At 70.6% G+C, this 24,240-nt stretch carries 19 protein-coding genes and 1 rRNA gene; all 20 read left to right on the top strand.

Annotated features, from left to right (window positions below; genetic code table 11):
• Positions 1-91, top strand: a 5S ribosomal RNA gene (gene rrf / locus AB0C16_RS20975); the annotation flags it as partial.
• 620 nt (positions 92-711) lie between these two features.
• On the top strand, positions 712-2,001 hold the full coding sequence (locus tag AB0C16_RS20980) for a folylpolyglutamate synthase/dihydrofolate synthase family protein (RefSeq protein WP_357685505.1): 1,290 nt from the start codon (positions 712-714) through the stop codon (positions 1,999-2,001).
• Positions 1,998-2,342 carry a DUF4233 domain-containing protein gene (locus AB0C16_RS20985; RefSeq protein WP_357685286.1) on the top strand — a complete coding sequence of 115 codons (345 nt, stop codon included), beginning with the start codon at positions 1,998-2,000 and terminating at the stop codon, positions 2,340-2,342. The genes AB0C16_RS20980 and AB0C16_RS20985 overlap by 4 nt, the downstream gene beginning before the upstream one ends.
• An 86-nt stretch (positions 2,343-2,428) precedes the next feature.
• Entirely contained in the window at positions 2,429-4,705 is a 2,277-nt protein-coding gene (locus AB0C16_RS20990; RefSeq protein ID WP_357685288.1) for a hypothetical protein, read from the top strand.
• A gap of 264 nt (positions 4,706-4,969) precedes the next feature.
• On the top strand, positions 4,970-5,380 hold the full coding sequence (ndk, locus tag AB0C16_RS20995; RefSeq protein ID WP_357685289.1) for a nucleoside-diphosphate kinase: 411 nt from the start codon (positions 4,970-4,972) through the stop codon (positions 5,378-5,380).
• A gap of 267 nt (positions 5,381-5,647) precedes the next feature.
• Positions 5,648-6,679 carry a rod shape-determining protein gene (locus tag AB0C16_RS21000; protein ID WP_357685291.1) on the top strand — a complete coding sequence of 344 codons (1,032 nt, stop codon included), beginning with the start codon at positions 5,648-5,650 and terminating at the stop codon, positions 6,677-6,679.
• The gene (mreC, locus tag AB0C16_RS21005) at positions 6,679-7,566 is read left to right on the top strand and encodes a rod shape-determining protein MreC (protein WP_357685293.1); all 888 of its coding nucleotides are present in this window, start codon (positions 6,679-6,681) and stop codon (positions 7,564-7,566) included. The genes AB0C16_RS21000 and mreC overlap by 1 nt, the downstream gene beginning before the upstream one ends.
• A complete protein-coding gene (gene mreD / locus AB0C16_RS21010) occupies positions 7,563-8,027 on the top strand; it encodes a rod shape-determining protein MreD (RefSeq protein ID WP_357685295.1) in 465 nt (154 codons plus the stop codon). The genes mreC and mreD overlap by 4 nt, the downstream gene beginning before the upstream one ends.
• Positions 8,024-10,069, top strand: a complete 2,046-nt coding sequence (gene mrdA, locus AB0C16_RS21015; protein WP_357685297.1) for a penicillin-binding protein 2 — start codon at positions 8,024-8,026, stop codon at positions 10,067-10,069. Before mreD ends, mrdA begins: the two co-directional genes overlap by 4 nt.
• Complete coding sequence (gene rodA / locus AB0C16_RS21020) at positions 10,066-11,232, top strand: rod shape-determining protein RodA (RefSeq protein WP_357685299.1); 1,167 nt, start codon at positions 10,066-10,068, stop codon at positions 11,230-11,232. Before mrdA ends, rodA begins: the two co-directional genes overlap by 4 nt.
• Before the next feature lie 54 nt (positions 11,233-11,286).
• On the top strand, positions 11,287-13,197 hold the full coding sequence (locus tag AB0C16_RS21025; RefSeq protein ID WP_357685301.1) for a TIGR03960 family B12-binding radical SAM protein: 1,911 nt from the start codon (positions 11,287-11,289) through the stop codon (positions 13,195-13,197).
• A 167-nt stretch (positions 13,198-13,364) separates the two neighbouring features.
• Complete coding sequence (locus AB0C16_RS21030) at positions 13,365-14,126, top strand: TIGR03936 family radical SAM-associated protein (RefSeq protein ID WP_357685303.1); 762 nt, start codon at positions 13,365-13,367, stop codon at positions 14,124-14,126.
• 143 nt (positions 14,127-14,269) lie between these two features.
• Entirely contained in the window at positions 14,270-16,963 is a 2,694-nt protein-coding gene (locus tag AB0C16_RS21035; RefSeq protein WP_357685304.1) for an Rne/Rng family ribonuclease, read from the top strand.
• A gap of 227 nt (positions 16,964-17,190) precedes the next feature.
• Positions 17,191-17,493, top strand: a complete 303-nt coding sequence (rplU, locus tag AB0C16_RS21040) for a 50S ribosomal protein L21 (RefSeq protein ID WP_049575732.1) — start codon at positions 17,191-17,193, stop codon at positions 17,491-17,493.
• A 15-nt stretch (positions 17,494-17,508) separates the two neighbouring features.
• Complete coding sequence (gene rpmA / locus AB0C16_RS21045) at positions 17,509-17,766, top strand: 50S ribosomal protein L27 (protein WP_012893687.1); 258 nt, start codon at positions 17,509-17,511, stop codon at positions 17,764-17,766.
• A 176-nt stretch (positions 17,767-17,942) separates the two neighbouring features.
• The gene (gene obgE, locus AB0C16_RS21050) at positions 17,943-19,295 is read left to right on the top strand and encodes a GTPase ObgE (protein ID WP_357685307.1); all 1,353 of its coding nucleotides are present in this window, start codon (positions 17,943-17,945) and stop codon (positions 19,293-19,295) included.
• Positions 19,296-19,325: 30 nt separating this feature from the next.
• Positions 19,326-20,444 carry a glutamate 5-kinase gene (gene proB, locus AB0C16_RS21055; RefSeq protein ID WP_357685309.1) on the top strand — a complete coding sequence of 373 codons (1,119 nt, stop codon included), beginning with the start codon at positions 19,326-19,328 and terminating at the stop codon, positions 20,442-20,444.
• Between the two features lie 150 nt (positions 20,445-20,594).
• Positions 20,595-21,875, top strand: coding sequence for a glutamate-5-semialdehyde dehydrogenase (locus tag AB0C16_RS21060; RefSeq protein WP_357685310.1), 1,281 nt, complete (start codon positions 20,595-20,597; stop codon positions 21,873-21,875).
• Positions 21,876-21,941: 66 nt separating this feature from the next.
• A complete protein-coding gene (locus AB0C16_RS21065) occupies positions 21,942-22,118 on the top strand; it encodes a hypothetical protein (protein ID WP_357685312.1) in 177 nt (58 codons plus the stop codon).
• Between the two features lie 82 nt (positions 22,119-22,200).
• Positions 22,201-24,237: a serine/threonine-protein kinase gene (locus AB0C16_RS21070; protein WP_357685314.1), complete on the top strand. Its 2,037-nt coding sequence runs from the start codon at positions 22,201-22,203 to the stop codon at positions 24,235-24,237.
• The last annotated feature ends 3 nt before the right edge of the window (positions 24,238-24,240 follow it).

Genomic DNA, 24,240 nt, shown 5'->3' on the forward strand with positions numbered 1-24,240 from the left:
ACCCGGTTACATTCCGAACCCGGAAGTTAAGCTTCTCAGCGCCGATGGTACTGCACTCGGGAGGGTGTGGGAGAGTAGGTCGCCGCCGGACAATCGTTTGATGTGGGAAGGGCCTCCTGGATTAGGGGGCCCTTCTCGCGTTTACGGGCCTTCGTTTACGGCCCTGTTCCTGTGTTTACGGACCTGCCTGCGTGTTCGCTTGGTTGGTGGGGTTTGGTCGGGTTCCGTTCGGGGCGGGGCCCGGTCGGGCTTGTTCGGGTGGGTTTCGGTCGGGCAGACCGCAGGCTTGTGGGTTGTGGTTGGGCGGGGCGCAGCCGGTTGGCTGCGGGCGGGCTCGGGCGCGGGTTTTCGGGTGGTTGGTTTGGGGTTCCGGTGGCGGGGCCCCTTTTTTTGCGTTCATGGGAAGCGTTTCGGAGTGCGTCAGGTGCCGGTAGGAGGGCTTTTCGCATGGGCTGGATTGCGCTTCTAGAGAAGCGCGCTCAGTCCATCGGAAGTGGCCAGGTGGCGACGTGACCGAGCAGGCCGTTTACGGTGGAAGCGATGTCGGCGTAAGAAATGGACCGCCGGCCCGTGCTACACGCCAGGGTGAGCGGCGAATCGATTCCAGTGGCTCGATATCAGATCCTTGGAGCGCCCTGGCGCGGCGTGGGGAGTGCTCTGTGCGGTCAGTAGGGTTGAGGGGTGGACTATCGTGCGGTTGAACGCGCGATCATGGAACGAGGCGTCGAGTGGCAGTTCGAGCCGACGCTCGACAGGATCGCGGCTCTCATGGATCTGCTCGGCTCGCCTCAGCGGGCCTACCCCGTCATTCACATAGCGGGCACCAACGGCAAGACGAGCACCGCGCGGCTCACGGAGGCATTGCTCAAGGAGCGCAACCTGCGCGTAGGGCGCTTCACCAGCCCCCACCTGGTCTCGATGCGCGAGCGCATCACGGTCGATGGCGCGCCGTTGAGCGAGGAGCAGTTCGCGCAGGCATATGAGGAGATCGCTCCTTTCGTCGAGCTGGCCGACACGCAGGGACGCCGCATCCAGTTCTTCGAGCTGCTGACGGCCATGGCGTTCGCGGTGTTCGCCGACACCCCGATCGACGTCGCGGTCGTGGAGGCGGGCATGGGAGGCTCCTGGGACGCCACCAACGTCGCCGACGGCACCGTCGCCGTCATCACGCCCATCTCGCTCGATCACACCGACCGGCTCGGGCCCGACATCCCGAGCATCGCGAGGGAGAAGGCCGGCATCATCAAGCCCGGCGCCACCGCCGTGCTCGCCCAGCAGGAGCTTGAGGCGGCCGAGGTGCTGATGCGTCGGGCCGCCGAGGTCGGCGCCGTCGTCGCGCGTGAGGGCCTGGAGTTCGGCGTGCTCAATCGTGAGATCGCGTTGGGCGGGCAGCTGATGACGCTGCGCGGCCTCAAGGGCGTCTATGACGAGGTCTACCTGCCGCTCCACGGCGCCCACCAGGCGAGCAACGCGGTCACCGCGCTGGCCGCCGTGGAGGCGCTGAGCGGCGGTGACGACCCGCTCGACATCGAGCTGGTACGGCAGGCGTTCGCGCAGGCATCGTCGCCCGGGCGGCTGGAGGTCGTGCGCCGCAATCCCACCGTCGTGGTCGACGCCGCACACAATCCCGGCGGCATGCAGGCCACGCTCGAGGCCATGCACGAGGCGTTCGACTTCGCCAAGTTGATCTGTGTCGTCGCGGTGATGCGAGACAAGGACGTTCACGGACTGCTCGAGCTGCTCGAGCCCATGGTCGACGAGATCGTCGTCACGAGAAACTCCTCACCGCGGTCGATGGCTCCCGAGGCGCTTGCCGCGCTGGCCACGCCCCTGTTCGGAGAAGACCGTGTGCACCTCGTCGAACGCCTCGACGACGCCATCGACAGAGGCATTGCGATCGCCGACGCCGAGGGCGAGTTCAGCGGCACAGGTGTGTTCATCACCGGCTCCGTGGTGACCGCGGGCGACGCCCGTCATCTGCTGAAGGCGGAAGGCTCATGATGAACTTCCAGGTCACACCCGGCATGCGCAGGCTCGGTGCCAGCGTCCTCGGCATGGAGGCCATCGTCGCCGGCCTCACCACGCCAGTGGCGATCAGTGTCGGCGGAGTCGCGCCCGCTCTGGCGGCGACCGTCGGTCTGGGGCTGGCCGTGCTCTGCGTCGTCGCGGCCGGGCTGCTCAAACGGCCGATCGGCTACATCCTGGGCAGTGCCGTACAAGTCCTTGCGATCTGCATGGGATTTCTCGTATCGACCATGTTCTTTCTCGGGGCGATCTTCGCGGCGCTGTGGATCACCGCGATATTCGTCGCTCGCCGTGTCGAGGGCGTGACTTCCCGCTAAAGTCGGCCTACATGGCCGTCCCCCCGATTCAGCGGTCCCCCAGAGCGCCAGCCGCGGGACCTACCGCGGGCGTCACGTTCCCGTGGTTGCTCGACATCGTGCTCGCGTTGCTCATCGTGGCGGCGCTGCCCCTGGCGATCGTCGCGATCCCCAACACCGTCTCCGTGGTCGGCGACCTGCTGCCCAACGGCGTCGACCGGCTCGAGCTCATGCGCGCTCACGGCCTCGCCCTCCCGGCGATGATCCTGACCGTGCCGCTCGCGGCGGTGGCGCTGGGGCGGATGAGAGTCGCCCACGTACTGGTCGGCGGGCTCGCGCTGCTGGCGGTGGCCGACGCCGCCGGCGGCTACGCCGGGTCGACGCTCCTGGTCGGCGTCCTGCGCGTGCTCCACGGCATCGGCGCGGGGCTGCTCATCCCGGCCACCCTGGTGGCCGCCTGGCAGCGTCCGCCGGTGCTGCGGGCCGTCTGGACCGGCATGCTCTCGCTGAGCCTGCTCGCCGCCCAGGCGCTGGCCCTCTGGCCGCTCGACGGCATCCATGACTGGAAGGTCACGCTCCAGCCCTACCCCATGCTGACCGGCATCGCGCTGGGGCTCGCGGCCGCCTACCTCGTCGTCTGGCAGCTGCACGGCCGTCCGCCGGCGCCCGTGCCACGAGCGAGCGAACGCAGCCGCCTGCTCCTCGCGACCGTGCCCGCGGCGGGCATCTCGGTCGTGGCCGTCAGCACCGCGACCGAGGACTGGCGGGCCAACCTGGTGATCCTGGTGGCGGTGCTGGCGATCGGGGCGCTGCTCGCGCTGGCGTCCATCGGCACCCGGGAAGGCCGCACCTTCGCCTACACCATGGTCGCGGTCGGCGCGGTGCTGCTGCCCAGCGTCGCCCAGGTGACCTACGTCGAGATGAGGGGGCTGGGCGGGCCAGGGCTGAAAGGGCTGTGGATTCCGTTCGCCGTCGCGGGTCTGCTCGCGGTGGCCGCGGCCGTCGCGGTCCGGCTGTTCGCGGGGTCGGCGACGCGGTGGCTCACGCCTCTGGGGCTGTTGTCCATGGTGGTCGGTCTCTGCTCGGTCCGCGTCGTGGTGCCCGCTCCGCAGGGGTTGGTGCTGATCGTGCCGCTTACCCTGCTGGCGGTGGGCGCCGCCGTGGCCGTCACCGCCGCGCTCGGCAAGGCCGGGCTCGGGTCTGCCCTCTTCGGCCTGGCGCTGTGTTTCCCCGGGGTGCTCGCGGGCTATCTGCTCGGCACCGGGGTGCAGATGGCGATGCTGCGCGGGGTGACCTCGACGCAGGAGCTGGTCGACCGGTTCGTGGGCGCTCTCCATCTGTGGGCGCTGATCGGCGGCTTCGTCGTGGTGGTGGTCATCCTTCTGGCCTCTCTCCTGGCTCGCCGCATGCCGGTCGCGGCCGACATCTCGTCGGGCACGGCCGGCGCCTCTCCGGACGAGGTCGCCCCCTTCTCCGGGCCGGGCCCGTCGGCGGAGGATGGTCCCGCGTCGATCGACCTGAACGAAGCCGCCGGCCAGGACGCTTCGCCACCCGAGGGTGAGCCTGCTCCCACGGCGGGCGGCGAGCGCGGCAGGAAGAAGCCATTCACGGAGGTCGATTCCGCCCCGGAGCCTTCGCGGCCCGCCGCGGGTGACGATCCCACGGGAGCGCTTCCTCGCGTCACCGCCCCCCTGACCGGTGGCGCCCGCCTCTCGAAGAACGACTCCGCCAGGTCCGCGACCCCGTCTGGTGGGCAGGAGCCGGATTCCGGCGCGCGCGTCGGCAGGGGGGCGGCGGCCTCGGATGCGCCGTCCGGCGAGGGCGGGGAGGCGACCTCGGAGACACGGCGCGCGGGCAAGAAGGCGGTGTCGTCGGAGGCGGCTGCCGCGCGTACGAGAGCGGCGACGTCCGGCGCGCCCGGTGAGGATGGGGGAGCGGCTTCCCCGACGCGGCGCGCGGGCGGCAAGAGGGCTCCGTCGTCCGCGGCCGGTCAGGGAGCCACGAAGGGTAGTGCGACCGCCGGCGGTGGACGATCGGCGTCCGAGACGCCGCGCGACGCCGATGAGGCGGCCGGGCCCGAGGCTGCCCGCGACGAGGCGGCCGCGTCTGACGCGCCCGCTGATGGCGGGGAGTCGACGGCCACGGCGCCGTCTGGGGGCGTGAGGCCGGGTTCCGGTGTGACCGGTGCCGGCAAGGAGATGACGCGGCCCCGGGGGCGTGGTGACGCCGATGCCCTCCGGAGCGGGCGTGGTGGGCCTGACGCGTCCATACCTCGCCAGGGCGGGCCCGATCAGGCGACGCCGGACGTTCAGGGTGAGTCCACGGGGCCGCTGCCGCCGGTGCCGCCGCCGACGCCATCGCCGGAAGACAGCGGATCCCCGTAGACCGTGACCGCCTGCCGATGGTCATCACGGCCCGCCGGAGGAGGCGGGCGTGGTGGTCGCGGGCGGTGAAGACGTGGCGGCGGCGCTGGTTTCGGGTGTTCCGGCGTGGGTTCGTGGAGACTGGCGCACCATCGTGGACGGTAAGCTGAGCCGCGGCTACAGCCGACGCGAGGTCCTCCGTGCCGCGGAGCGTTCTCCTTGGAGTGATCCCGGCAGCCGTAGCCGCATCCACGACCCCAGACCCTGTTCGAAGGAGAACCTCAAGTGTCCGAGCGCACTCTTGTCCTGATCAAGCCCGACGGGGTGAAGCGCGGCCTCATCGGCGACGTGATCGCCCGCATCGAGCGCAAGGGCCTCAAGGTCGTGGCGATGGACCTGCGCACCCTCGACGTTGACACCGCCAAGGCGCACTACGCCGAGCACTCCGAGCGCCCGTTCTTCGGCGAGCTCGTCGAGTTCATCACCTCGGCTCCGCTCGTCGCCATGGTGCTCGAGGGTCCGCGGGCCGTCGAGGCGTTCCGCGCCCTGGCCGGGCTGACGGACCCGGTCAAGTCGCCTCCCGGCACGATCCGCGGCGACCACGCCCTGGAGATCGGCGAGAACGTCGTCCACGGCTCCGATTCGGCCGAGTCGGCCGCCCGCGAGATCAAGATCTTCTTCCCCGACCGCTTCTAGCGTTCCGGAGGGATTCGCCCTCCCCGCTCCACCAGGTGCCCGCCGGCCACAGTGCCGAGCGGGCACTTCTGCGTTGGGGGACACTCCGGTCGCATTCCGGGGCCGCTTCCGAGGGGGCATTCCGGGCAAAATGGGACTTTACGGAGGGGCGGAAGTTTTTTGTAGGGCGCGTGGGCTCATTCTAGGTGCCCCGGGGTACGTACCGTTACGATTCGAATTCGATCCGTAGTCATTGGGCGTACGACATTACGGAAGGCTCCGTTCCCCATGGGCAGCAAGCTCGCTTTTCTCGGCCGGGACATGGCCGTAGACCTCGGCACAGCCAACACCTTGGTGTATGTGCGCGGTCGGGGCATCGTGCTCAACGAGCCGTCGGTCGTCGCCATCAACACCGCCACCGGCAAGATCGTCGCGGTGGGCATCGAGGCGAAGCGCATGATCGGCCGGACCCCTGGGAACATCGTGGCCGTTCGACCGCTCAAGGACGGAGTGATCGCCGACTTCGACGTCACCGAGCGGATGTTGCGATATTTCATCCAAAGGGTGCATAAGAGGCGCCACTTTGCCAAGCCGCGCATCATCATCGCGGTGCCCAGTGGCATCACCGGCGTCGAGCAGCGGGCCGTGAAAGAGGCCGGTTACCAGGCCGGGGCCCGCAAGGTCTACATCATCGAGGAGCCGATGGCCGCGGCGATCGGCGCCGGCCTGCCGGTGCACGAGCCGACCGGCAACATGGTTGTCGACATCGGGGGAGGCACCACCGAGGTGGCGATCATCTCGATGGGCGGCGTGGTCACCAGCCAGTCGATCAGGGTGGGCGGTGACGAGCTCGACCAGGCGGTGATCACCTTCGCCAAGAAGGAGTTCTCCCTGATGCTGGGCGAGCGCACCGCCGAGGAGATCAAGATGGCGATCGGCTCGGCCTGCTCCCTCGGAGAGGAGCCGCACGCCGAGGTGCGCGGACGTGACCTGGTGAGCGGCCTGCCGAAGACGATCGTGGTGTCCGGCGAGGAGATTCGCAAGGCCATCGAGGAGCCCGTCAACTCCATCGTCGACGCGGTCAAGACCACGCTCGACAAGTGCCCGCCCGAGCTGTCCGGTGACCTGATGGACCGCGGCATCGCCCTGACCGGCGGAGGAGCCCTGCTCAGGGGCATGGACGAGCGGATCAAGGCGGAGACGGGCATGCCCGTCCACCTGGTCGAGAACGCCCTCGACTCGGTGGCGCTCGGCTCCGGCAGGTGTGTCGAGGAGTTCGAGGCATTGCAGCAGGTGCTCGTGCCGGAGTCGCGTCGCTGATGGGAGAATCGCGCCGCGCCCGGCTGATCCTAGGAACGCTGCTGACGGCGGCGCTGGTCATCCTGACCGTCGACCATCGCGCCGGTGAGGGTTCGCCGTTCCAGCCGGTGCGACTGGCGGGCGCGTGGCTCTTCGGCGGGGCCGAGCAGCTCACCGGCACCGTGGTCCGACCGGTGAGCGACCTCCTGCACGCGGTGGCGAGCGCGCCCGGCGCCCAGAGCGACATCAAGAAGCTCCAGGCCGAGAACGCCAGGCTGCGTGCCGGCCTCGACGCGAGCAGACTCGACGCGGCCCGCTCCGCGCAGCTCAAGCGGATGCTCGGCCTGGCCGGGCGCGGCGGCTACAAGGTCGTGGCGGCCAACGTGATCGCCCGGCGCGGCAGCCCCGGCTTCGAGGACGCCGTCCAGCTCGACGCCGGCACCGACGACGGCGTACGGCCCGAGATGACCGTGCTCAACGGTGACGGCCTGGTCGGCCGCGTCATCCAGGCGTCTCGCAACACCTCGACGGCGGTGCTCATCAGCGACCGGGCGTCGGCCGCGGGAGCCCGGCTGGAGGGTGGTGAGGAGATCGGGGTCGTTCACGGGGTGGGGGAGAACGGGCGGCTCGTGCAGTTCAGGTTGCTCGACTCGACCGCGCCGATGACCCGTGGGGGACGCATCGTCAGCTTCGGTTCCCAGCGCGGCGCCCCATATGTGCCGGGGGTGCCGATCGGGGTGATCGAACGGGTCGAGGCGACGCCGGGCGAGCTGACCCGGGTCGCCTTCGCCCGGCCGTACGCCGATCTGACCGCGCTCGACGTCGTCGGCGTGGTCGTGGCCGCGCCCGCGCGCGACCCGAGGGACGCCGTGCTGCCGGAGAGCGCGCGTAAGGAGGGAGCGCGATGATAGCCGTGCTGATCGTGCTGGTGACGGTGCTGGTGCAGGTCATCGTGGTCAACCGCCTGGGGTTGCCGGGCGGCACCGCGCCCGACCTGGTGCTGCTGGCCGTGGTGGGCGTGGCGATGGCCCGGGGGCCGGTCGCGGGCACCGTGATCGGATTCTGCGCCGGCCTGCTGGTCGACGTCGTGCCGCCGACGGCCCACCTGCTGGGGCAGTACGCGTTCGTGCTGGCCCTGGTCGGTTACCTGGCCGGGCGCGGCGTCGGCAGCCCCGTCACGACCGTCATCGTGTGCGTGCTGATCGCGCCGCTGCTGGCCGCCGGGCTGGGCGGGCTGATCTCGGATCCGCGGGTGACGGTCGCCACCCTGACCGAGCAGATCCCGATCACGATCGTCTACACACTGATCGCCTCGCCCGTGGTGATGTGGCTGAACGGGCGCGGCAGGCAGCTGAGGTACGCGGTATGACGCGGATGCGGACCCGGCTGTTCATCCTGCACGTGCTCGTCCTGGCGCTGCTCGCGGTCCTCGCGGTACGCCTCTGGCAGGTGCAGGTGGTGCGCGGGCAGGAGTTCGTGACCAGGGCCACGGAGACCAGGACCCGGACGGTGATCGTGCCCGCCGTGCGCGGTCAGATCCTCGACTCGTCGGGGCGGCCGCTGGTGCGCAACCAGACCTCGCTGGTGGTCTCGGTCGACCGGAACGCGCTGCTGCGGATGAAGGACGGCGGTGTCGGGGTGCTGCGGAAGCTCAGCACGGTGCTGGGCAAGCCGCTCAAGCAGCTGCAGGACCGCATCAGGCCGTGCGGGCCGGGCGTCTCCAAGCCGTGCTGGACCGGCTCCCCTTACCAACCGGTGCCGATCGAGCGCAAGGCTGACACCCGCCAGGCGCTGCAGATCCTGGAGCGGCAGGAGGAGTTCCCGGGCATCACCGCGGAGATTCAGTCGGTCAGGCAGTATCCGGGTGGCAAGGCCGGGGCGCAGATGCTCGGCTATCTGCAGCCGGTCACTGAGGCGGAGCTGAAGAAGCGCGAGGGGTTGAAGGCCGCGTTCTCCGGGGTCGACCTGGCCGGGCGCGACGGTCTGGAAGAGGTCTACGACGAGGTGCTGCGGGGCAAGTCGGGGCTGCGCAGGGTGCAGGTCGACCGGATGGGCAAGGCCATCGGGGTGGAGCAGCAGGTGCCGTCGGTCGCCGGCGACCACCTGATCACCAGCATCGACGCGCGCGTACAGGACGTCGTGGAGCAGGCGTTGCAGAAGGCGATGAAGGGCGCGCCGCAGGCCGACGGGGGCGCGGCCGTGGTGCTCGACGCGCGCACGGGACGGGTGCTGGCGCTGGCGAGCGCGCCCAGCTACGACCCGGCGGTCTGGGCCGGCGGCATCACGACGAGCGGCTACAAGCGCCTGCTGTCGGAGGAGTCGGGCAAGCCGCTGGTGTCGCGGGCCATCAACGGGCAGTTCGCGCCCGGCTCGACCTTCAAGGTGTCGTCGGTGTCGGCGATGCTGCGGGCCGGCTATCCGCTGAACGGCAACTACGACTGCCCCGGCTCCTACATGGTGGGCGACCGGGCGTTCAACAACTTCCGCGGCATCGGCCTGGGCACGCTTACGCTGCACATGGCGCTGGTCAAGTCGTGCGACACGATCTTCTACCGGTCGGCGTACGAGCAGTATCTGCGTGACGGCGGGCGCACCCCCACGAAGGAGCCGAAAGAGGTGTTCGCCAACACGGCGAGAGCCTTCGGGTTCGGCAAGCCGACCGGTGTCGACCTGCCGGGAGAGTCGTCGGGGCGCATCCCCGACCGGGCGTGGAAGAAGAACATGTGGGCGCTCACCAGCGCCACCAACTGCAAGCGGGCGCAGACCGGCTATCCGGAGGTGACCGACGCCGCGCGGGCGGCGTTCCTCAAGCGGCTGGCGCTGGAAAACTGCACCGAGGGCTTCGTGCTGCGGCCCGGCGACTCGGCCAACTTCTCCATCGGCCAAGGCGACGTGCTGGTGACGCCGCTGCAGCTGGCCAGGGCCTACACGGCGCTGGTGAGCGACGGCAAGGTGCGCAGCCCGCGCATCGCCTGGGCACGGGTGCGGCCCGACGGCACGCTGGTCCAGAAGTACGACGTGCCGGTGGTGGGCAAGCTGCCGATCAGCGAGAAGGAACGCCTGTACATCAAGGACGCGCTCAGCGAGGTGGCCTCCGACGGCACCGCGGCCGGTGCGTTCAGCGGGTTCCCGATGGACAAGATCCGCATCGGCGGCAAGACCGGCACCGCGGAGGTGTGGGGCAAGCAGGACACATCCTGGTTCGCCTCGTTCGCGCCCACCAGAAATCCCCGGTTCGTCGTGGTCGCGATGGTCTCTCAGGGCGGGATGGGCGCGCAGACCGCGGCGCCCGCCGTACGGGAGATCTATGAGGGGATCTACGGCATCAAGCGGTCCGCCGCGCTGCCCGACGGGAAGCCCGTATCCAAGCTGCCGAAGTTCTCGCCGGACGGGACGGTGGAGGGCGGATGATCGAACGCGCGCTGGTGGGCGGGCGGCGGTCGTTCGCCCGGCGGGCGGTCGGCGCGCAGTCGGCGCTCTGGCGCCTCGACGGCGTGATGCTGGTCGCGGTCGCCGCGCTCTGCGTGATCGGCACGCTGCTGGTGTGGTCGTCCACCAGGACCTGGGCGCCCGGATCGACCGGGCTGGTCAAGAAGCACATGCTGAACCTGATCATCGGGGCGCTGCTGTGCAGCGGGGCGGCCATGATCGACCATCGCGCGATGCGCGCCTACTCGCCGCTGGTGTTCCTGGTCAGCATGGCCGGCCTGGTCATGGTGATCACCCCGCTGGGCGCGACGATCAACGGATCGCACTCGTGGATCCTGCTCGGCGGGGGTTTCGCGGTGCAGCCGTCGGAGTTCGCCAAGCTCGGCCTGCTGCTGATCATCGCCATGCTGCTGGCCCAGCCCGCCGAGGGCAGTGACCGGCCACGCAACCTCGACGTGGTCCTGGCGCTGGTCGCCGCGCTGCTGACGATGGGGCTGGTGATGCTGCAGCCCGACCTCGGCACCGCGCTGGTGCTCGCGGTGATCACCGCGTCCGCGCTGATCATCGGCGGGGTGCGCAAGCGATGGATCGCCCTGCTGGTGCTGGCCGCGGCCGCCGGGGTGTTCGCGGTGTTCCACTTCCAGATGCTGGAGCCGTACCAGGTGGCGAGGTTCACCGCCTTCGTCGATCCGGGAGTCGATCCGCGCGGCGTCGGCTACAACAGCACGCAGTCGCTGATCGCGATCGGCTCCGGGCAGTTGTTCGGCAAGGGGCTGCTGGGCGGCGGGCAGACCACCGGCAGGTTCGTGCCCGAACAGCACACCGACTTCATCTTCACCGTGGCGGGGGAGGAGTTCGGCTTCCTCGGCTCGGTCACCATCGTGCTGTTGCTCGGCGTGGTGCTGCTGCGCGGCCTCAAGATCGCCAGGCAGTGTGACGACCGGTTCGGCATGCTGGCGGCCGGGACGATCGTGTGCTGGTTCGCGTTCCAGACGTTCGTCAACGTCGGGATGACGATCGGGATCATGCCGATCACCGGCCTGCCGCTGCCGTTCGTGTCGTACGGCGGGACCGCGACCTTCGCCAACCTGATCGCGGTCGGGATCCTCCAGTCGATCCGGATCCGCGAGCAGTCGTTTAGTTAGAAATGTCCAAGTCCTCGGGCCTGCCATGCTCTGACCGCCGCTACCCTGGGGTGCATGCCTGTCGAGTCGATTTTCCACCGCCTGGAAGCGCTCCTGCCCAAGGTGCAGAAGCCCATCCAGTACGTCGGGGGTGAGCTCAACTCGACCGTGAAGGAGTGGGACTCCGCCGACGTTCGCTGGGCACTGATGTACCCGGACGCCTACGAGGTGGGGCTGCCCAACCAGGGCGTCGCGATCCTCTACGAGATCCTCAACGAGCTGCCGGCGACCCTGGCCGAGCGCACCTACGCCGTCTGGCCCGACCTCGAGGCGCTGATGCGGGCCGAGGGCGTGCCGCAGTTCACCGTCGACGGCCACCGCCCGGTGCGGGCCTTCGACGTGCTCGGCGTGTCGTTCTCCACGGAGCTCGGCTACACCAACATGCTGACCGCGCTCGACCTCGCGGGCATCCCGCTGATGGCCGTCGATCGCGGTGAGGACGACCCGATCGTGCTGGCCGGCGGCCACGCGGCCTTCAACCCGGAGCCGATCGCCGACTTCCTCGACGCGGCCGTGCTGGGCGACGGCGAGCAGATCGCCATCGCCATCAGCGAGGTCATCCGCGAGTGGAAGGGCGAGGGCAGGCCCGGCGGGCGCGACGAGCTGCTCATGCGGCTCGCCGAGTCGGGCGGCGTCTACGTGCCGAAGTTCTACGACGTCGAATACCACCCCGACGGCCGGATCAGGCGGGTCGCCCCCAACCGGCCCGAGGTGCCCTGGCGGGTCCACAAGCACACGGTCATGGACCTCGACGAGTGGCCCTACCCGAAGAAGCCGCTAGTGCCGCTGGCCGAGACCGTGCACGAGCGGTTCAGCGTGGAGATCTTCCGCGGCTGCACCCGGGGCTGCCGGTTCTGCCAGGCGGGCATGATCACGCGGCCGGTGCGCGAGCGGTCGATCACCACGATCGCCGCCATGGTCGACAACGGCGTCAAGGAGTCCGGCTTCAACGAGGTCGGCCTGCTGTCGCTGTCCTCGGCCGACCATTCCGAGATCGGCGAGGTGGCCAAGGGCCTGGCCGATCGCTACGAGGGCACCAACACCTCGCTGTCCCTGCCCTCGACCAGGGTCGACGCGTTCAACATCGATCTGGCCAACGAGTTCTCCAGGAACGGCCGGCGCTCCGGGCTGACGTTCGCCCCCGAGGGCGGGTCCGAGCGCATGCGCAAGGTGATCAACAAGATGGTCACCGAGGAAGACCTGATCCGCACCGTCACCACCGCCTACTCCCAGGGCTGGCGCCAGGTGAAGCTCTACTTCATGTGCGGGCTGCCCACCGAGACCGACGAGGACGTGCTCGGCATCGCCGACCTGGCCAAGAAGGTCATCAAGGCGGGCCGCGAGATCACCGGCTCGCGCGACATCCGCTGCACCGTGTCCATCGGCGGTTTCGTGCCCAAGCCGCACACGCCGTTTCAGTGGGCGAGCCAGGCCGACCACGAGACCGTGGACCGGCGGCTCAAGGCGCTGCGCGACTCGCTGAGGGGCGACCGGGAGTACGGCAGGGCCATCGGCTTCCGCTATCACGATGGCAAGCCGTCCATCGTCGAGGGCCTGCTCTCGCGGGGCGACCGCCGGGTCGGCGCAGTGATCCGGGCCGTCTGGGAGGACGGCGGGCGTTTCGACGGGTGGAGCGAGCACTTCTCCTACCAGCGCTGGATGACCTGCGCCGAGCAGGCCGGCGTCGACGTCGACTGGTACACCGTGCGTGAGCGGACGGAGAACGAGGTCCTGCCCTGGGACCACCTCGACGCCGGGCTCGACCGCGAGTGGCTCTGGCAGGACTGGCAGGAGGCCGTGTCCGGGGGCGAGGTCGAGGACTGCCGGTGGACGCCGTGCTACGACTGCGGCGTCTGCCCGACCATGGGCACGGAGATTCAGATCGGTCCGACAGGGCGCAAACTCCTTCCTCTCACGGTGGTATGACCGCGCTCGGTGCCCGGTCCGTACCCCGCCGTACATGATCCTGAGTCATACAGGCCTCGGAGCGGCATATCCTGAGACGAAGGAACTCTGAACACGGGAAGGACGACACAGCTCTGAAACCTGTTCCCGATGGGCCTCCGCCCGCGCCTACGGTGCAGCGACTGCGTGTGCGCTACGCCAAGCGCGGTCGTCTGCGCTTCACCAGCCACCGCGACATCTCGCGCGCCGTCGAACGGGCGGTTCGCCGTGCCGGCATTCCGGTGGCCTACAGCGCGGGTTTCTCGCCTCATCCGAAGATCTCCTATGCGGGGGCCGCGCCGACCGGCGTGGCCAGCGAAGCCGAATACCTCGAGATCGGCGTCACCACGCCGTGCGACCCCGAGCGTGTCCGGGCCGATCTGGACGGCTCACTGCCGCCCGGTCTCGACGTGCTCGATGTGCTCGACGTCGCCGAGGCGGGCCCCGGGGGGCTGGCAGACCGCTTGGAGGCTTCCGAGTGGGAAGTCCGGCTGCCCGGCGCGGATCGCGAGCTCGCAGAAGTGGCGGTGGAGAAGTTCCTCGCCGCCGGCGCCGTGGAGGTCGAGCGCCTCACCAAGAAGGGCCCGCGCCGTTTCGACGCGCGCGAGGCGGTGCTGAGGCTCGTGATGCCCGAGGGGACAGAGAGAACCGCAGCTCAAGTGCCCGGACAGTCGTGTGTCATACTGCGCATGGTTGTTCGGCACGTGACTCCTGCCGTTCGACCCGACGATGTGCTCACAGGGCTGCGCCTTGTGGCCGACTTCGCGCCGCCGGTCCCCCCCGAGGTGACCAGGCTGGCGCAGGGGCCGCTCGACGCCAGCACCGGTGCGCTTGCCGACCCGTTCGACCTTGACCGCGAGACTACGCGCGGCGGCGAAGCGGGACCGGCGGGTGAGTACGACGTCGGCTAAGGGAGTGCCTTGCGTGAGCCGGGCACGACCGCTGACAGGACTTGGCGCCCATGCCCCCTGGCGGGGACGCGGGCGGACAACGAGACACGATGGCTCCTGCGCGGCGCGGCGACGCGCCCGGGAGCTGACGGGAGAGCGCCCGCATGCTCGAGAACGAGCCCAACACCGGGGCCACTGGCCCCGACGGCGAAACAACTGAACAGACCAAGGTGACCAGGCGTCGCCGTGCCGCGAGCCGGCCGGCGGGGCCGCCACCGGAGATTCCCGACGAGCCCGCCCCCGTGACCGTCGCGGCCGCCCAGGCGGTGTCCGCCCCGGCGCAGCAGCCGGCCCAGGCCCCGGCCCCGGCGGAGTCGTCCGCGGTCGTCGAGAGCCCGGTCGAGGCCGCGGTCGCGGAGGCCGTCGAGGCGGCGCCCAAGCGGACACGGACGCGGTCCACGGCCACCACGACGCGCCGCCGCACCACCAGGAAGGTCGCCGAGCCCGAGGCCACCGAGGCCGAGCCTGAGGCCGCGCCCAAGGTGGCGCCCGAGACGGTGGCCGACGTGACGGAGGGGGCCGAGCAGGCTCCGCGCCGCCGCACGCGCAAGAAGGCCGAGCCCGTCGCGGTCGCCGCGGTCCAGGAGGCCCCGCCGCAGGAGGAGATCCTGCCGGAGGAGGAGGACATCCTGGAGGTGCTGCCGGAGGACGAGCCGCTCGACGACGAGCCCGCCGGCGAGGACCTCGACGAGGACGTCGACCGGCCCAGCCTGCTGTCCGACCCGTTCGGCCTGTCGGTGCGCCGGCAGGACCAGCCCGGCACCGCCTTCCAGCGCCCGGCGGCCATCTTCGCGCCGCTGTTCCAGGCGCCCGACCCGAGCCAGGCCAAGCCCGTACGCCTCGAGCCGGAGCCGGTCGCCGAGGCCGAGGAGCCCGTCGACGAGACGGTCACCGAGGACGAGAGCGCCGAGCACGACGACGAGGACGAAGGTGAGGGCGGCAGCCGCCGCCGTCGCCGCCGTCGTGGCGGCAGGGGGCGCGGCAAGGCGCGCGAGCGTGACGAGTCCGACGAGAGCGACGAGTCCGAGGACGAGACCGACGAGGAGCAGGCCGAGGAGTCGCAGGAAGAGGAGACGACCGGCTCGCGTCGCCGTCGCCGTCGCCGCCGTCGTGGTTCCGACGAGGTTGCCGAGCCGGCGGGCGACGACCCGCCCAACACGGTCGTGCGCATCCGCGCGCCCCGCACGGGCCGTGCCGCCTCGCACGACATCTCCGCCGACGGCGTGCAGAGCGTGCGCGGCTCCACCAGGCTCGAGGCCAAGAAGCAGCGCCGCCGCGAGGGCCGGGAGCTCGGCCGCAGGCGTCCGCCGATCATCACCGAGTCCGAGTTCCTCGCCAGGCGCGAGTCGGTCGACCGGATGATGGTGGTGCGCCGCCAGGGCGACCGCACGCAGATCGCGGTGCTGGAGGACGGCGTCCTCGTCGAGCACTACGTCAACCGCGAGGCCAGCCAGTCCTACGTCGGCAACGTCTACCTCGGCAAGGTGCAGAACGTCCTGCCGTCGATGGAGGCGGCGTTCGTCGACATCGGCAAGGGCCGCAACGCCGTCCTCTACGCCGGTGAGGTCAACTTCGACACCGCGGGCCTGGAGGGCCAGCCCAAGCGCATCGAGGTGGCGCTGAAGTCAGGCCAGTCGGTGCTCGTCCAGGTCACCAAGGACCCGATCGGTCACAAGGGTGCCCGTCTGACCTCGCAGATCAGCCTGCCCGGCCGCTACCTCGTGTACGTGCCCGACGGCTCGATGACCGGGATCAGCCGCAAGCTGCCCGACAAGGAGCGCACCCGGCTCAAGAGCATCCTGAAGAAGGTCATGCCGGAGAACGCCGGCGTGATCGTGCGCACCGCCGCCGAGGGGGCCTCCGAGGAGGAGCTCGACCGCGACGTGGCCCGGCTGTCGGCCCAGTGGGAGAACATCCAGAAGAAGGCCAAGTCGGCCAGCCCGCCCGAGCTGCTCTCGGCCGAGCCCGACCTGACGGTCCGGGTGGTGCGCGACGTCTTCAACGAGGACTTCACCTCGCTGGTCGTGCAGGGCGAGGGGGCATGGGAGACGGTCGACGAGTACGTCAACTACGTCGCGCCGCACCTGGCCGAGCGGCTGACGCGCTGGGACACCGAGCAGGGCGACGTGTTCGAGTCCTACCGGATCGACGAGCAGCTGGCCAAGGCGATGGAGCGGAAGGTCTGGCTGCCGAGCGGCGGCTCGCTGGTGATAGACCGCACCGAGGCGATGACCGTCGTCGACGTCAACACCGGCAAGTTCACCGGGCAGGGCGGAAACCTCGAGGAGACCGTCACCCGCAACAACCTGGAGGCGGCCGAGGAGATCGTCCGCCAGCTCCGGCTCCGCGACATCGGCGGCATCATCGTCATCGACTTCATCGACATGGTGCTGGAGTCCAACCGTGACCTGGTGCTGCGGCGGCTGCTGGAGTGCCTGGCCCGCGACAGGACCAAGCACCAGGTGGCCGAGGTGACGTCGCTGGGTCTCGTCCAGATGACCCGTAAGCGGGTCGGACAGGGCCTCCTGGAGGCGTTCTCGACGCCGTGCGACTGCTGCAACGGGCGGGGCCTCATCGTCTCCACGGAGCCTGTGGAGGCCAAGCCGGAGCCCCGTGGCACGCAGGGCAAGATGGCGGTCGAGAAGGCGGTGTCCGAAAAGGTCTCCGCGGCGAAGGACTCCGCTGGTCGTGATACCGTGACCGGTGCGCTTGAAGACGTCCCGGTCGAGGACGACCAGGCCAGTCAGACTTCCGGCAGAGGGCGGCGACGCTCCCGCCGAGCCAAGTCCGCCGAATAGCCAGGCGCTGCTTGGCGGACTGTCCGACGATCCGTCCGGTTCGCCTAGGGCACCGTTAATCCGGTACTCTAGTGGATCGGTGCGTCAGGTGACGTGCCCTGTTGGCGCGCCCACTAGGTTCGTTGGGTTTCAGACAGGACTCGGGTGTGGGCGCAGCACTCGGCGGTCAGTGGCCGTTCCTTCGGGATGGCCGAGGTTGCAACAGCAGACAGCAGAAGGGTTCCGCGGTGTACGCGATCGTTCGTTGCGGCGGCAGGCAGCAGAAGGTCTCCGTCGGTGACGTCCTCGAGGTGGACAAGGTCGCCGGCGAGGTCGGCTCTTCGGTTTCGCTGCCGACGGTGCTCGTCGTCAACGACGGCGATGTGACCACGGAGGCGGGCAAGTTCACGGTCAGCGCCGAGATTCTCGGTGAGACCAAGGGCCCCAAGATCCGGATTCTCAAGTACAAGAACAAGACCGGTTACAAGAAGCGCCAGGGTCACCGCCAGCGGTACACCCAGGTGAAGATCACCGGTATCGACCAGGCCTGATTCGGAGTTTGAGAGATGGCACACAAGAAGGGCGCGTCGTCCACCCGGAACGGCCGTGACTCCAACGCTCAGCGCCTGGGCGTCAAGCGCTTCGGCGGCCAGCTGGTCAACGCGGGCGAGATCATCGTCCGTCAGCGTGGCACCCACTTCCACCCCGGCGACAACGTCGGCCGTGGTGGCGACGACACGCTGTTCGCGCTGGCCGCGGGTCACGTGCAGTTCGGCGTCAAGCGCGGCCGCAGGGCCGTGAGCATCGTCCCGGTCGCGGAGTAATCCGCCACCGGAGAGCGTTGACAAGGGGTGGATCGGTGAGCGATCCACCCCTTTTCGCGTTCGTACCCTCCTGCGCGGTCTGGAGACCGGCGGGTTCGCGGTCCGGGACCCGGCAGGCGAGGGGCTGAAGAGCATCAGAGGAGAAGCCTCGTCAGGGGCGTAAGGGAGAGGCGGAAATGCCGGACTTCGTGGACCAAGTGGTTCTGCATGTCAGGGCCGGTGACGGAGGAAACGGCTGCGCCTCCATCCACCGGGAGAAGTTCAAGCCCCTCGGCGGCCCCGACGGCGGCAACGGCGGGCGGGGTGGTGACGTGATCCTCGAAGTGGATCCCAGCACCGCGACCCTGCTCGACTACCACCGCCGGCCGCATCGCAACGCCGACAACGGCAAGCAGGGCCAGGGTTCCAACCGCGACGGGGCCAACGGCACCGACGTCGTCCTGCCGGTGCCCAACGGGACCGTGGTCAAGGACGCCGCCACCGGCGAGGTGCTGGTCGACCTGATCGGCGCGGGCACCCGCTACGTGATCGCGCAGGGCGGGCACGGCGGGCTGGGCAACGCCGCGCTGGCCTCCACCAAGCGCAAGGCCCCCGGGTTCGCGCTGCTCGGGGAGCCCGGTGACGGGCTCGACGTCATGCTGGAGCTCAAGAGCGTGGCCGACGTGGCCCTGGTCGGCTTCCCCAGCGCGGGCAAGTCGTCGCTGATCGCCGCGCTGAGCGCGGCCCGGCCCAAGATCGCCGACTATCCGTTCACCACCCTCATCCCCAACCTGGGCGTGGTGACCGCGGGCGAGACCGTGTTCACCGTCGCCGACGTGCCGGGGCTGATCCCGGGAGCCTCCCGGGGCAAGGGGCTGGGGCACGAGTTCCTGCGCCACGTCGAGCGGTGCGACATGCTCGTGCACGTCATCGACTGCGCGACCATGGAGCCGGGCCGCGACCCCCTCACCGACTTCGAGGTGATCGAGGCCGAGCTGCACGCCTACGGCAAGCTCGAAGGCCGGCCGCGCATGGTGGTGCTGAACAAGGCCGACGTGCCCGACGCGCGCGACCTGGCCGACCTGGTCAGGCCCGAGTTCGAGGAGCGGGGGCTGCGGGTGTTCACGATCTCCGCCGCCACCCACGCCGGGCTGCGCGAGCTGACCTTCGCGATGGGCGAGTGGGTCGCCGCCGCCCGGGCCGCCAAGCCGGTGGAGGAGCCCACGCGGCTCGTGATCAGGCCCAAGCAGCTCGGTGAGGCCGGGTTCTCGGTGCGCCGGGTCAACGACAACCTGTTCCAGGTCACCGGCGAGAAGCCCGAACGCTGGATCAGGCAGACCGACTTCAGCAACGACGAGGCCGTCGGCTACCTGGCCGACCGGCTGGAGCGACTCGGGGTGGAGGAGCAGCTGGTCAAGGCCGGCGCCACCGCGGGAGCCGAGGTGGTCATCGGGCCCATGGAAGGCGGCTACCTCTTCGACTGGCAGCCGACCCTCAACGCCGAGTCCGTACGCCAGGGGCCACGGGGCTCTGACAGCCGGTTGGCCTAGGGGTTTCACAAGCTTGGATAGGGTTTTGCCGTGAGAGATCGGATCAGCGCAGCGTCGAAGGTCGTCGTCAAGGTCGGCTCCTCGTCGCTCACCACCGCCCAGGGGGTGATCGACGTCGACCGGGTCGACGCGCTGGTCGACGTCCTGGCCGCGCGTCGGCGCGCCGGCACGCAGATCGTGCTGGTCTCCTCGGGAGCGATCGCGGCCGGTCTCGGCCCGCTGGGGCTGTCCGCGCGTCCCCGTGACCTCGCCACACAGCAGGCCGCCGCCTCGGTCGGACAGGGTGTGCTCGTCGCGCGCTACACCTCCTCCTTCGCCCGATACGGCCTGCGCGTCGGCCAGGTGCTGCTGACCGCCGACGACATGATGCGCCGCGCCCACCACGCCAACGCCCAGCGCACCCTCGGCCGGCTGCTGGAGCTCGGCATCATGCCGATCGTCAACGAGAACGACACCGTCGCGACCGACGAGATCCGCTTCGGCGACAACGACCGGCTGGCGGCGCTGGTCACCCATCTGATCCATGCCGACGCGCTGGTGCTCCTCTCGGACGTCGACGCGCTCTACGACGGCCCGCCGAGCCGGCCCGGGTCGCGGCGGCTGGCCGAGATCCGCGGGCCCGAGGACCTGGCCGGAGTCGAGCTGGGCAGGAACGGCGCGGCCGTGGGCACCGGCGGGATGGTCACCAAGGTGCAGGCGGCGAGGATCGCCACCGGCGCCGGGGTGCCCGTCGTGCTGACCGCCGCCGCCCACGCCGCGCAGGCGCTGGCCGGAGCCGACGTGGGCACCTACTTCCACCCGGAGGGGCGTCATCCCGGCACCCGGCTGCTGTGGCTGGCGCACGCCACGACCGGGCGGGGGCGGCTGCTGCTCGACCACGGGGCCGTCGAGGCCATCGTGGCCCGGCGCATGTCGCTGCTGCCGGCCGGGGTGACCTCGGTCGAGGGCGAGTTCGCCGCCGGAGATCCGGTGGACCTGTGCGGTCCCCAGGGCGGAGTGGTGGCCCGGGGCCTGGTCAACTTCGACGCGGGGGAGATTCCCGGGCTGCTGGGACGGTCCACCCGCGACCTGGCCAGCGAGCTCGGTCCGGAATATGAACGCGAACTGATCCATCGGGACGACATCGTCATACTGGAGTCCCGCGGTTGAGCGCTCGCCCGGCGAGACGATGAGGAGCGGGTGACGTCCCGCGAAGGGCTCGCCCAGCTCTTGGCTGAGGAAAGCGGGGAGCGAAGCGACCGGAGTGACAAGGGAAGAGCGGGGCTTGAAGAGCCCTGAGCAGCGGAGCGGAGCGAAGCGATGACTACAGAGTTCCTGAAGGTGGCCCGTGCGGCACGAGAGGCCGCCGCCGAGCTGGCCCCGCTGCCGCGGGCGCCCAAGGACCGGGCTTTGCGTGCCGTCGCCGACGCCCTGGTCGCGCGGGCCGCCGAGATCGTCGAGGCCAACGCCGCCGACGTCGAGCAGGCCAGGAAGCAGGGCACGTCCGAGGCGATGATCGACCGGCTGCGGCTCGACGAGGCCAGGGTGACGGCCATCGCCGAGGCCGTGCGCCAAGTCGCCGATCTGCCCGACCCGGTCGGTGAGGTGATCCGCGGGAGCACGCTGCCCAACGGGCTCGAGTTGCGCCAGGTGAGGGTGCCGCTGGGAGTGATCGGCATCATCTACGAGGGCCGTCCCAACGTGACCGTCGACGCCGCCGCGCTCTGCCTCAAGAGCGGCAACGCGGTGCTGCTGCGGGGCTCGTCCAGCGCCTACTCCTCCAACACCGCGCTGGTGCGCATCATGCAGGAGGCGCTCCGGGAGACCGAGGTGCCCGCGGGCGCGGTGCAACTCGTGCCCGGCCTCACGCGTGACTCCGTCAAGGAGCTGATGCGGGCTCGGGGGCTGGTCGACGTGCTGATCCCGCGTGGCGGTGCCTCACTGATCAACTCGGTGGTCGAGGAGTCGACGGTGCCGGTGATCGAGACCGGCGTGGGCAACTGCCACGTGTACGTGGACGCCGACGCCGACCCCGACCTGGCCGTGGAGATCCTGGTCAACGCCAAGGCGCAGCGGCCGTCGGTGTGCAACGCGGCCGAGACGTTCCTGGTCCACGCCGACATCGCGGAGAGTTTCGTGCCCAGGGCGCTCGAAGCGCTCAAGGGCGCGGGGGTGACCGTGCACGGCGACGAGCGGATCGGCCGGTTCGGGGAGGTCGTGCCCGCCACCGAGGACGACTTCTACGCCGAATACCTGTCGCTCGACATCGCCGCCGCCGTCGTCGGCTCGCTGGAGGAGGCGGTGACGCACATCCGGCGTTACGGCTCGGGGCACACCGACGCCATCGTCACCCGGTCCCAGCAGGCCGCTCGCAGGTTCGTGTCGCTGGTCGACTCGGCGGCCGTTGCCGTCAACGCCTCCACCCGCTTCACCGACGGGGGAGAGTTCGGGTTCGGGGCCGAGATCGGCATCTCCACGCAGAAGCTGCACGCGCGGGGCCCGATGGGCTTGCCCGAATTGACCTCCACCAAGTGGATCTATACGGGTGAGGGGCAGCTGCGCACGTCGGAGGGCACGGTCATCGCTCGGTCAGCGGGCTGACCGGATTGAGGCAGGCGGCGGCGTGTCGGCCTGCCCGGCGCTCACGGCCTGGTTTGGCTGGGCCGCATGCAGATCGTCATCGCTCTGACCTCCGCGGCCGTCGTGCTGTTCGGCGCTGATCGCCTGATGCTCTGGCTGGAGAGCCGTGGCCACGTCAACTGGCGCCGGAAGGGCCGCAGGGACCTGTCGCGGGAGCCGCGGGCGACGCTCGACAGCCTGCTCGCCGAGTCACCGCGCCGGTAAAAGTCTCGGCGTGCCTCAGACGTAACCTGCTGTCCCAGCGCTAGAGTTGTGTCCTTATGGGTGCGCCGAGCAGGGAGGGACGGTGACCAAGCTCGGCAAGGTCGGACCGTATACCTTGCTCGAGCGGCTTGGCCGGGGCGGCATGGGCGAGGTTTACCTCGCCAGCGCCCGACGTGGCGAGCGGGTCGCCCTCAAGGTGCTGCACGACCTCGTAGAGGATGACTCGTCCCGTATAAGGCTGGAACGCGAGGTTCGTGCCCTTCGCCGGGTCGAGAGCCCCTACGTGGCCAGGGTGCTCGACGCCGATCTCGACAGCGCCCGGCCCTACCTGGTCATGGAGCACATCGAGGGCGCCAACCTGCTCGATCGGGTGCGGCAGAGCGGCCCGCTCGATCTCGCTCAGCTGGTCGAGCTGGCCCAGGGCATCGCCACGGCGCTGGCGATCATCCACGCGGCCGGGGTCGTCCACCGCGATCTGAAGCCGGCCAACATCCTCATGGGGGCCGAGGGGCCCGTGCTGATCGACTTCGGCATCGCCCAGGTGCTCGACGCCACCCGGCTGACCATGACCGGCACCTTCCTCGGCACGCCCGGCTACACCGCCCCCGAGATCTTCGCCGACGAGCAGGTCGAGTCGCCCGCCGACGTGCACGCCTGGGCCGCGACGGTGGCGTTCGCCGCGACCGGGCGGCCCACGTTCGGGCGGGGCACCGCCGAGGCGCAGATGTACGCGGTGCTGAACGGGCAGGCCGACCTCAAAGGTGTGCCCGTGGCGCTGCTGCCGCTGGTGCGGGCCGCCCTCAACCGGGAGCCCGGCAAGCGTCCCACGGCGGCGCTGCTGGCCGATCGGCTGGCTCGGCTGGCCAAGGCGACCGGCGCCCCCGACCCCGACCCGCCGGGCCAGCGTGCCGTGCCTGCCGACGGCCGTGCCGGTGACGACGCCGCGTCCCGCTCGACGGGGGGTGACGCCACGCCGCGTCCCGGGCGGGGCCGCTCGCCCGGGGAGGGTTCGGCGCGGGGCCGCGCTGCCGACGGCAAGGTTCCGGCGCCGCGCGGGCGCATGAACACCGACGGAGGGGCGCGGGGTCGCCCGGCCGCGGACGACCCGGCACGCGGACGCGGTGCCGCCGACGCCGCCGCGCGGGCTCGGACGGCCGCCGAGGGAGTGACGCGGAGCCGGTCCGCCGCCGACGACCAGGGACGTGTACGCGGGGCCGCGGACGCGCGTCGGGCCGCCGCTGAGGAGGCCGGGCGTGGGGCGGCGGACGCCCGGAGTCGCGCGGCGGGTGAGGCGCCGGCGCGGACTCGTACGGCTGCGGAGGAAGTGGGGCGTGGGCGTGGAGGCGGCGATGCGGCCGCCCGCAGTCGCGCCGCCGCCGAGGGAGTGGGACGTGGGGCGGCCGACGCCCGGAGCCGCACGGCCACCGACGCGGCGGCGCGGAGCCGCGCCGCCGCGGAGGGGAAGGTGCCCGCGCCGCGTGGGCGGATGATCGACGGCAAGGCCCGGGCCCGCACGGTTGAGGCCGCCAAAGCGGGGCGGGCTCGGGCGAAGGCCGCGACCGGCACGGTCAGGTCGCGGCGCGACGACCCGGGCGGCACCGCGCTCCCGGCGGGCAACACGGCGTTGCTGCTGCTGGCCGTGCTGGCCGTGCCGTGTGTGGTGGTGTCCGTGATCTGGCCGATCGCGACGATCGCCATCACGACGGTGTTCGTGGTGCTCATCAGGCTGGTCTGGATGAGCCACTGGATGGTCAGGAAACGCGCGTCACGGCGGTGGCGGGTGACTCTGAGGGTGTTGTTCTTCCCGTTCGCGTTCACAGGTTCGGCCGTGACCGCGCTGGTCTGGCCCGGTGCGCCCGTGGCGATGGCGGCAGGCGGGGCGCTCTGGCTCATCGGCGGCGGTCAGATCGACGCCGACTGGTGGCAGCAGCCCGCTCCGGTCACCGCCGCGGGCGTGGTGTTCGGCATGCTGTGCGGCGGCATCACCGGCCGCGAGATCGAGCGGGTCGGTGAGCGCCTGCCGGAGCTGCGCCGCGAAGGGCTGCGCGCACTGGCCGTGCTGGGCGGGTTCGTCGCCCTGTGCGCGGCTGCCGTGCGCGCGATCGCCCTGCTGCTCTGAGCG

The sequence above is a fragment of the Nonomuraea sp. NPDC048916 genome, assembly GCF_040649575.1.
Lineage (GTDB): Bacteria > Actinomycetota > Actinomycetes > Streptosporangiales > Streptosporangiaceae > Nonomuraea.

Excerpts from the sequence above, each read along its gene's own strand:
- AB0C16_RS20980 (WP_357685505.1), top strand. The coding sequence starts at position 712 with ATGGAACGAGGCGTCGAGTGGCAGTTCGAGCCGACGCTCGACAGGATC.
- AB0C16_RS20985 (WP_357685286.1), top strand. The coding sequence starts at position 1,998 with ATGATGAACTTCCAGGTCACACCCGGCATGCGCAGGCTCGGTGCCAGC.
- AB0C16_RS21000 (WP_357685291.1), top strand. The coding sequence starts at position 5,648 with ATGGGCAGCAAGCTCGCTTTTCTCGGCCGGGACATGGCCGTAGACCTC.
- mreC (WP_357685293.1), top strand. The coding sequence starts at position 6,679 with ATGGGAGAATCGCGCCGCGCCCGGCTGATCCTAGGAACGCTGCTGACG.
- mreD (WP_357685295.1), top strand. The coding sequence starts at position 7,563 with ATGATAGCCGTGCTGATCGTGCTGGTGACGGTGCTGGTGCAGGTCATC.
- mrdA (WP_357685297.1), top strand. The coding sequence starts at position 8,024 with ATGACGCGGATGCGGACCCGGCTGTTCATCCTGCACGTGCTCGTCCTG.
- rodA (WP_357685299.1), top strand. The coding sequence starts at position 10,066 with ATGATCGAACGCGCGCTGGTGGGCGGGCGGCGGTCGTTCGCCCGGCGG.
- AB0C16_RS21025 (WP_357685301.1), top strand. The coding sequence starts at position 11,287 with ATGCCTGTCGAGTCGATTTTCCACCGCCTGGAAGCGCTCCTGCCCAAG.
- AB0C16_RS21035 (WP_357685304.1), top strand. The coding sequence starts at position 14,270 with ATGCTCGAGAACGAGCCCAACACCGGGGCCACTGGCCCCGACGGCGAA.
- rpmA (WP_012893687.1), top strand. The coding sequence starts at position 17,509 with ATGGCACACAAGAAGGGCGCGTCGTCCACCCGGAACGGCCGTGACTCC.
- obgE (WP_357685307.1), top strand. The coding sequence starts at position 17,943 with ATGCCGGACTTCGTGGACCAAGTGGTTCTGCATGTCAGGGCCGGTGAC.
- AB0C16_RS21060 (WP_357685310.1), top strand. The coding sequence starts at position 20,595 with ATGACTACAGAGTTCCTGAAGGTGGCCCGTGCGGCACGAGAGGCCGCC.
- AB0C16_RS21065 (WP_357685312.1), top strand. The coding sequence starts at position 21,942 with ATGCAGATCGTCATCGCTCTGACCTCCGCGGCCGTCGTGCTGTTCGGC.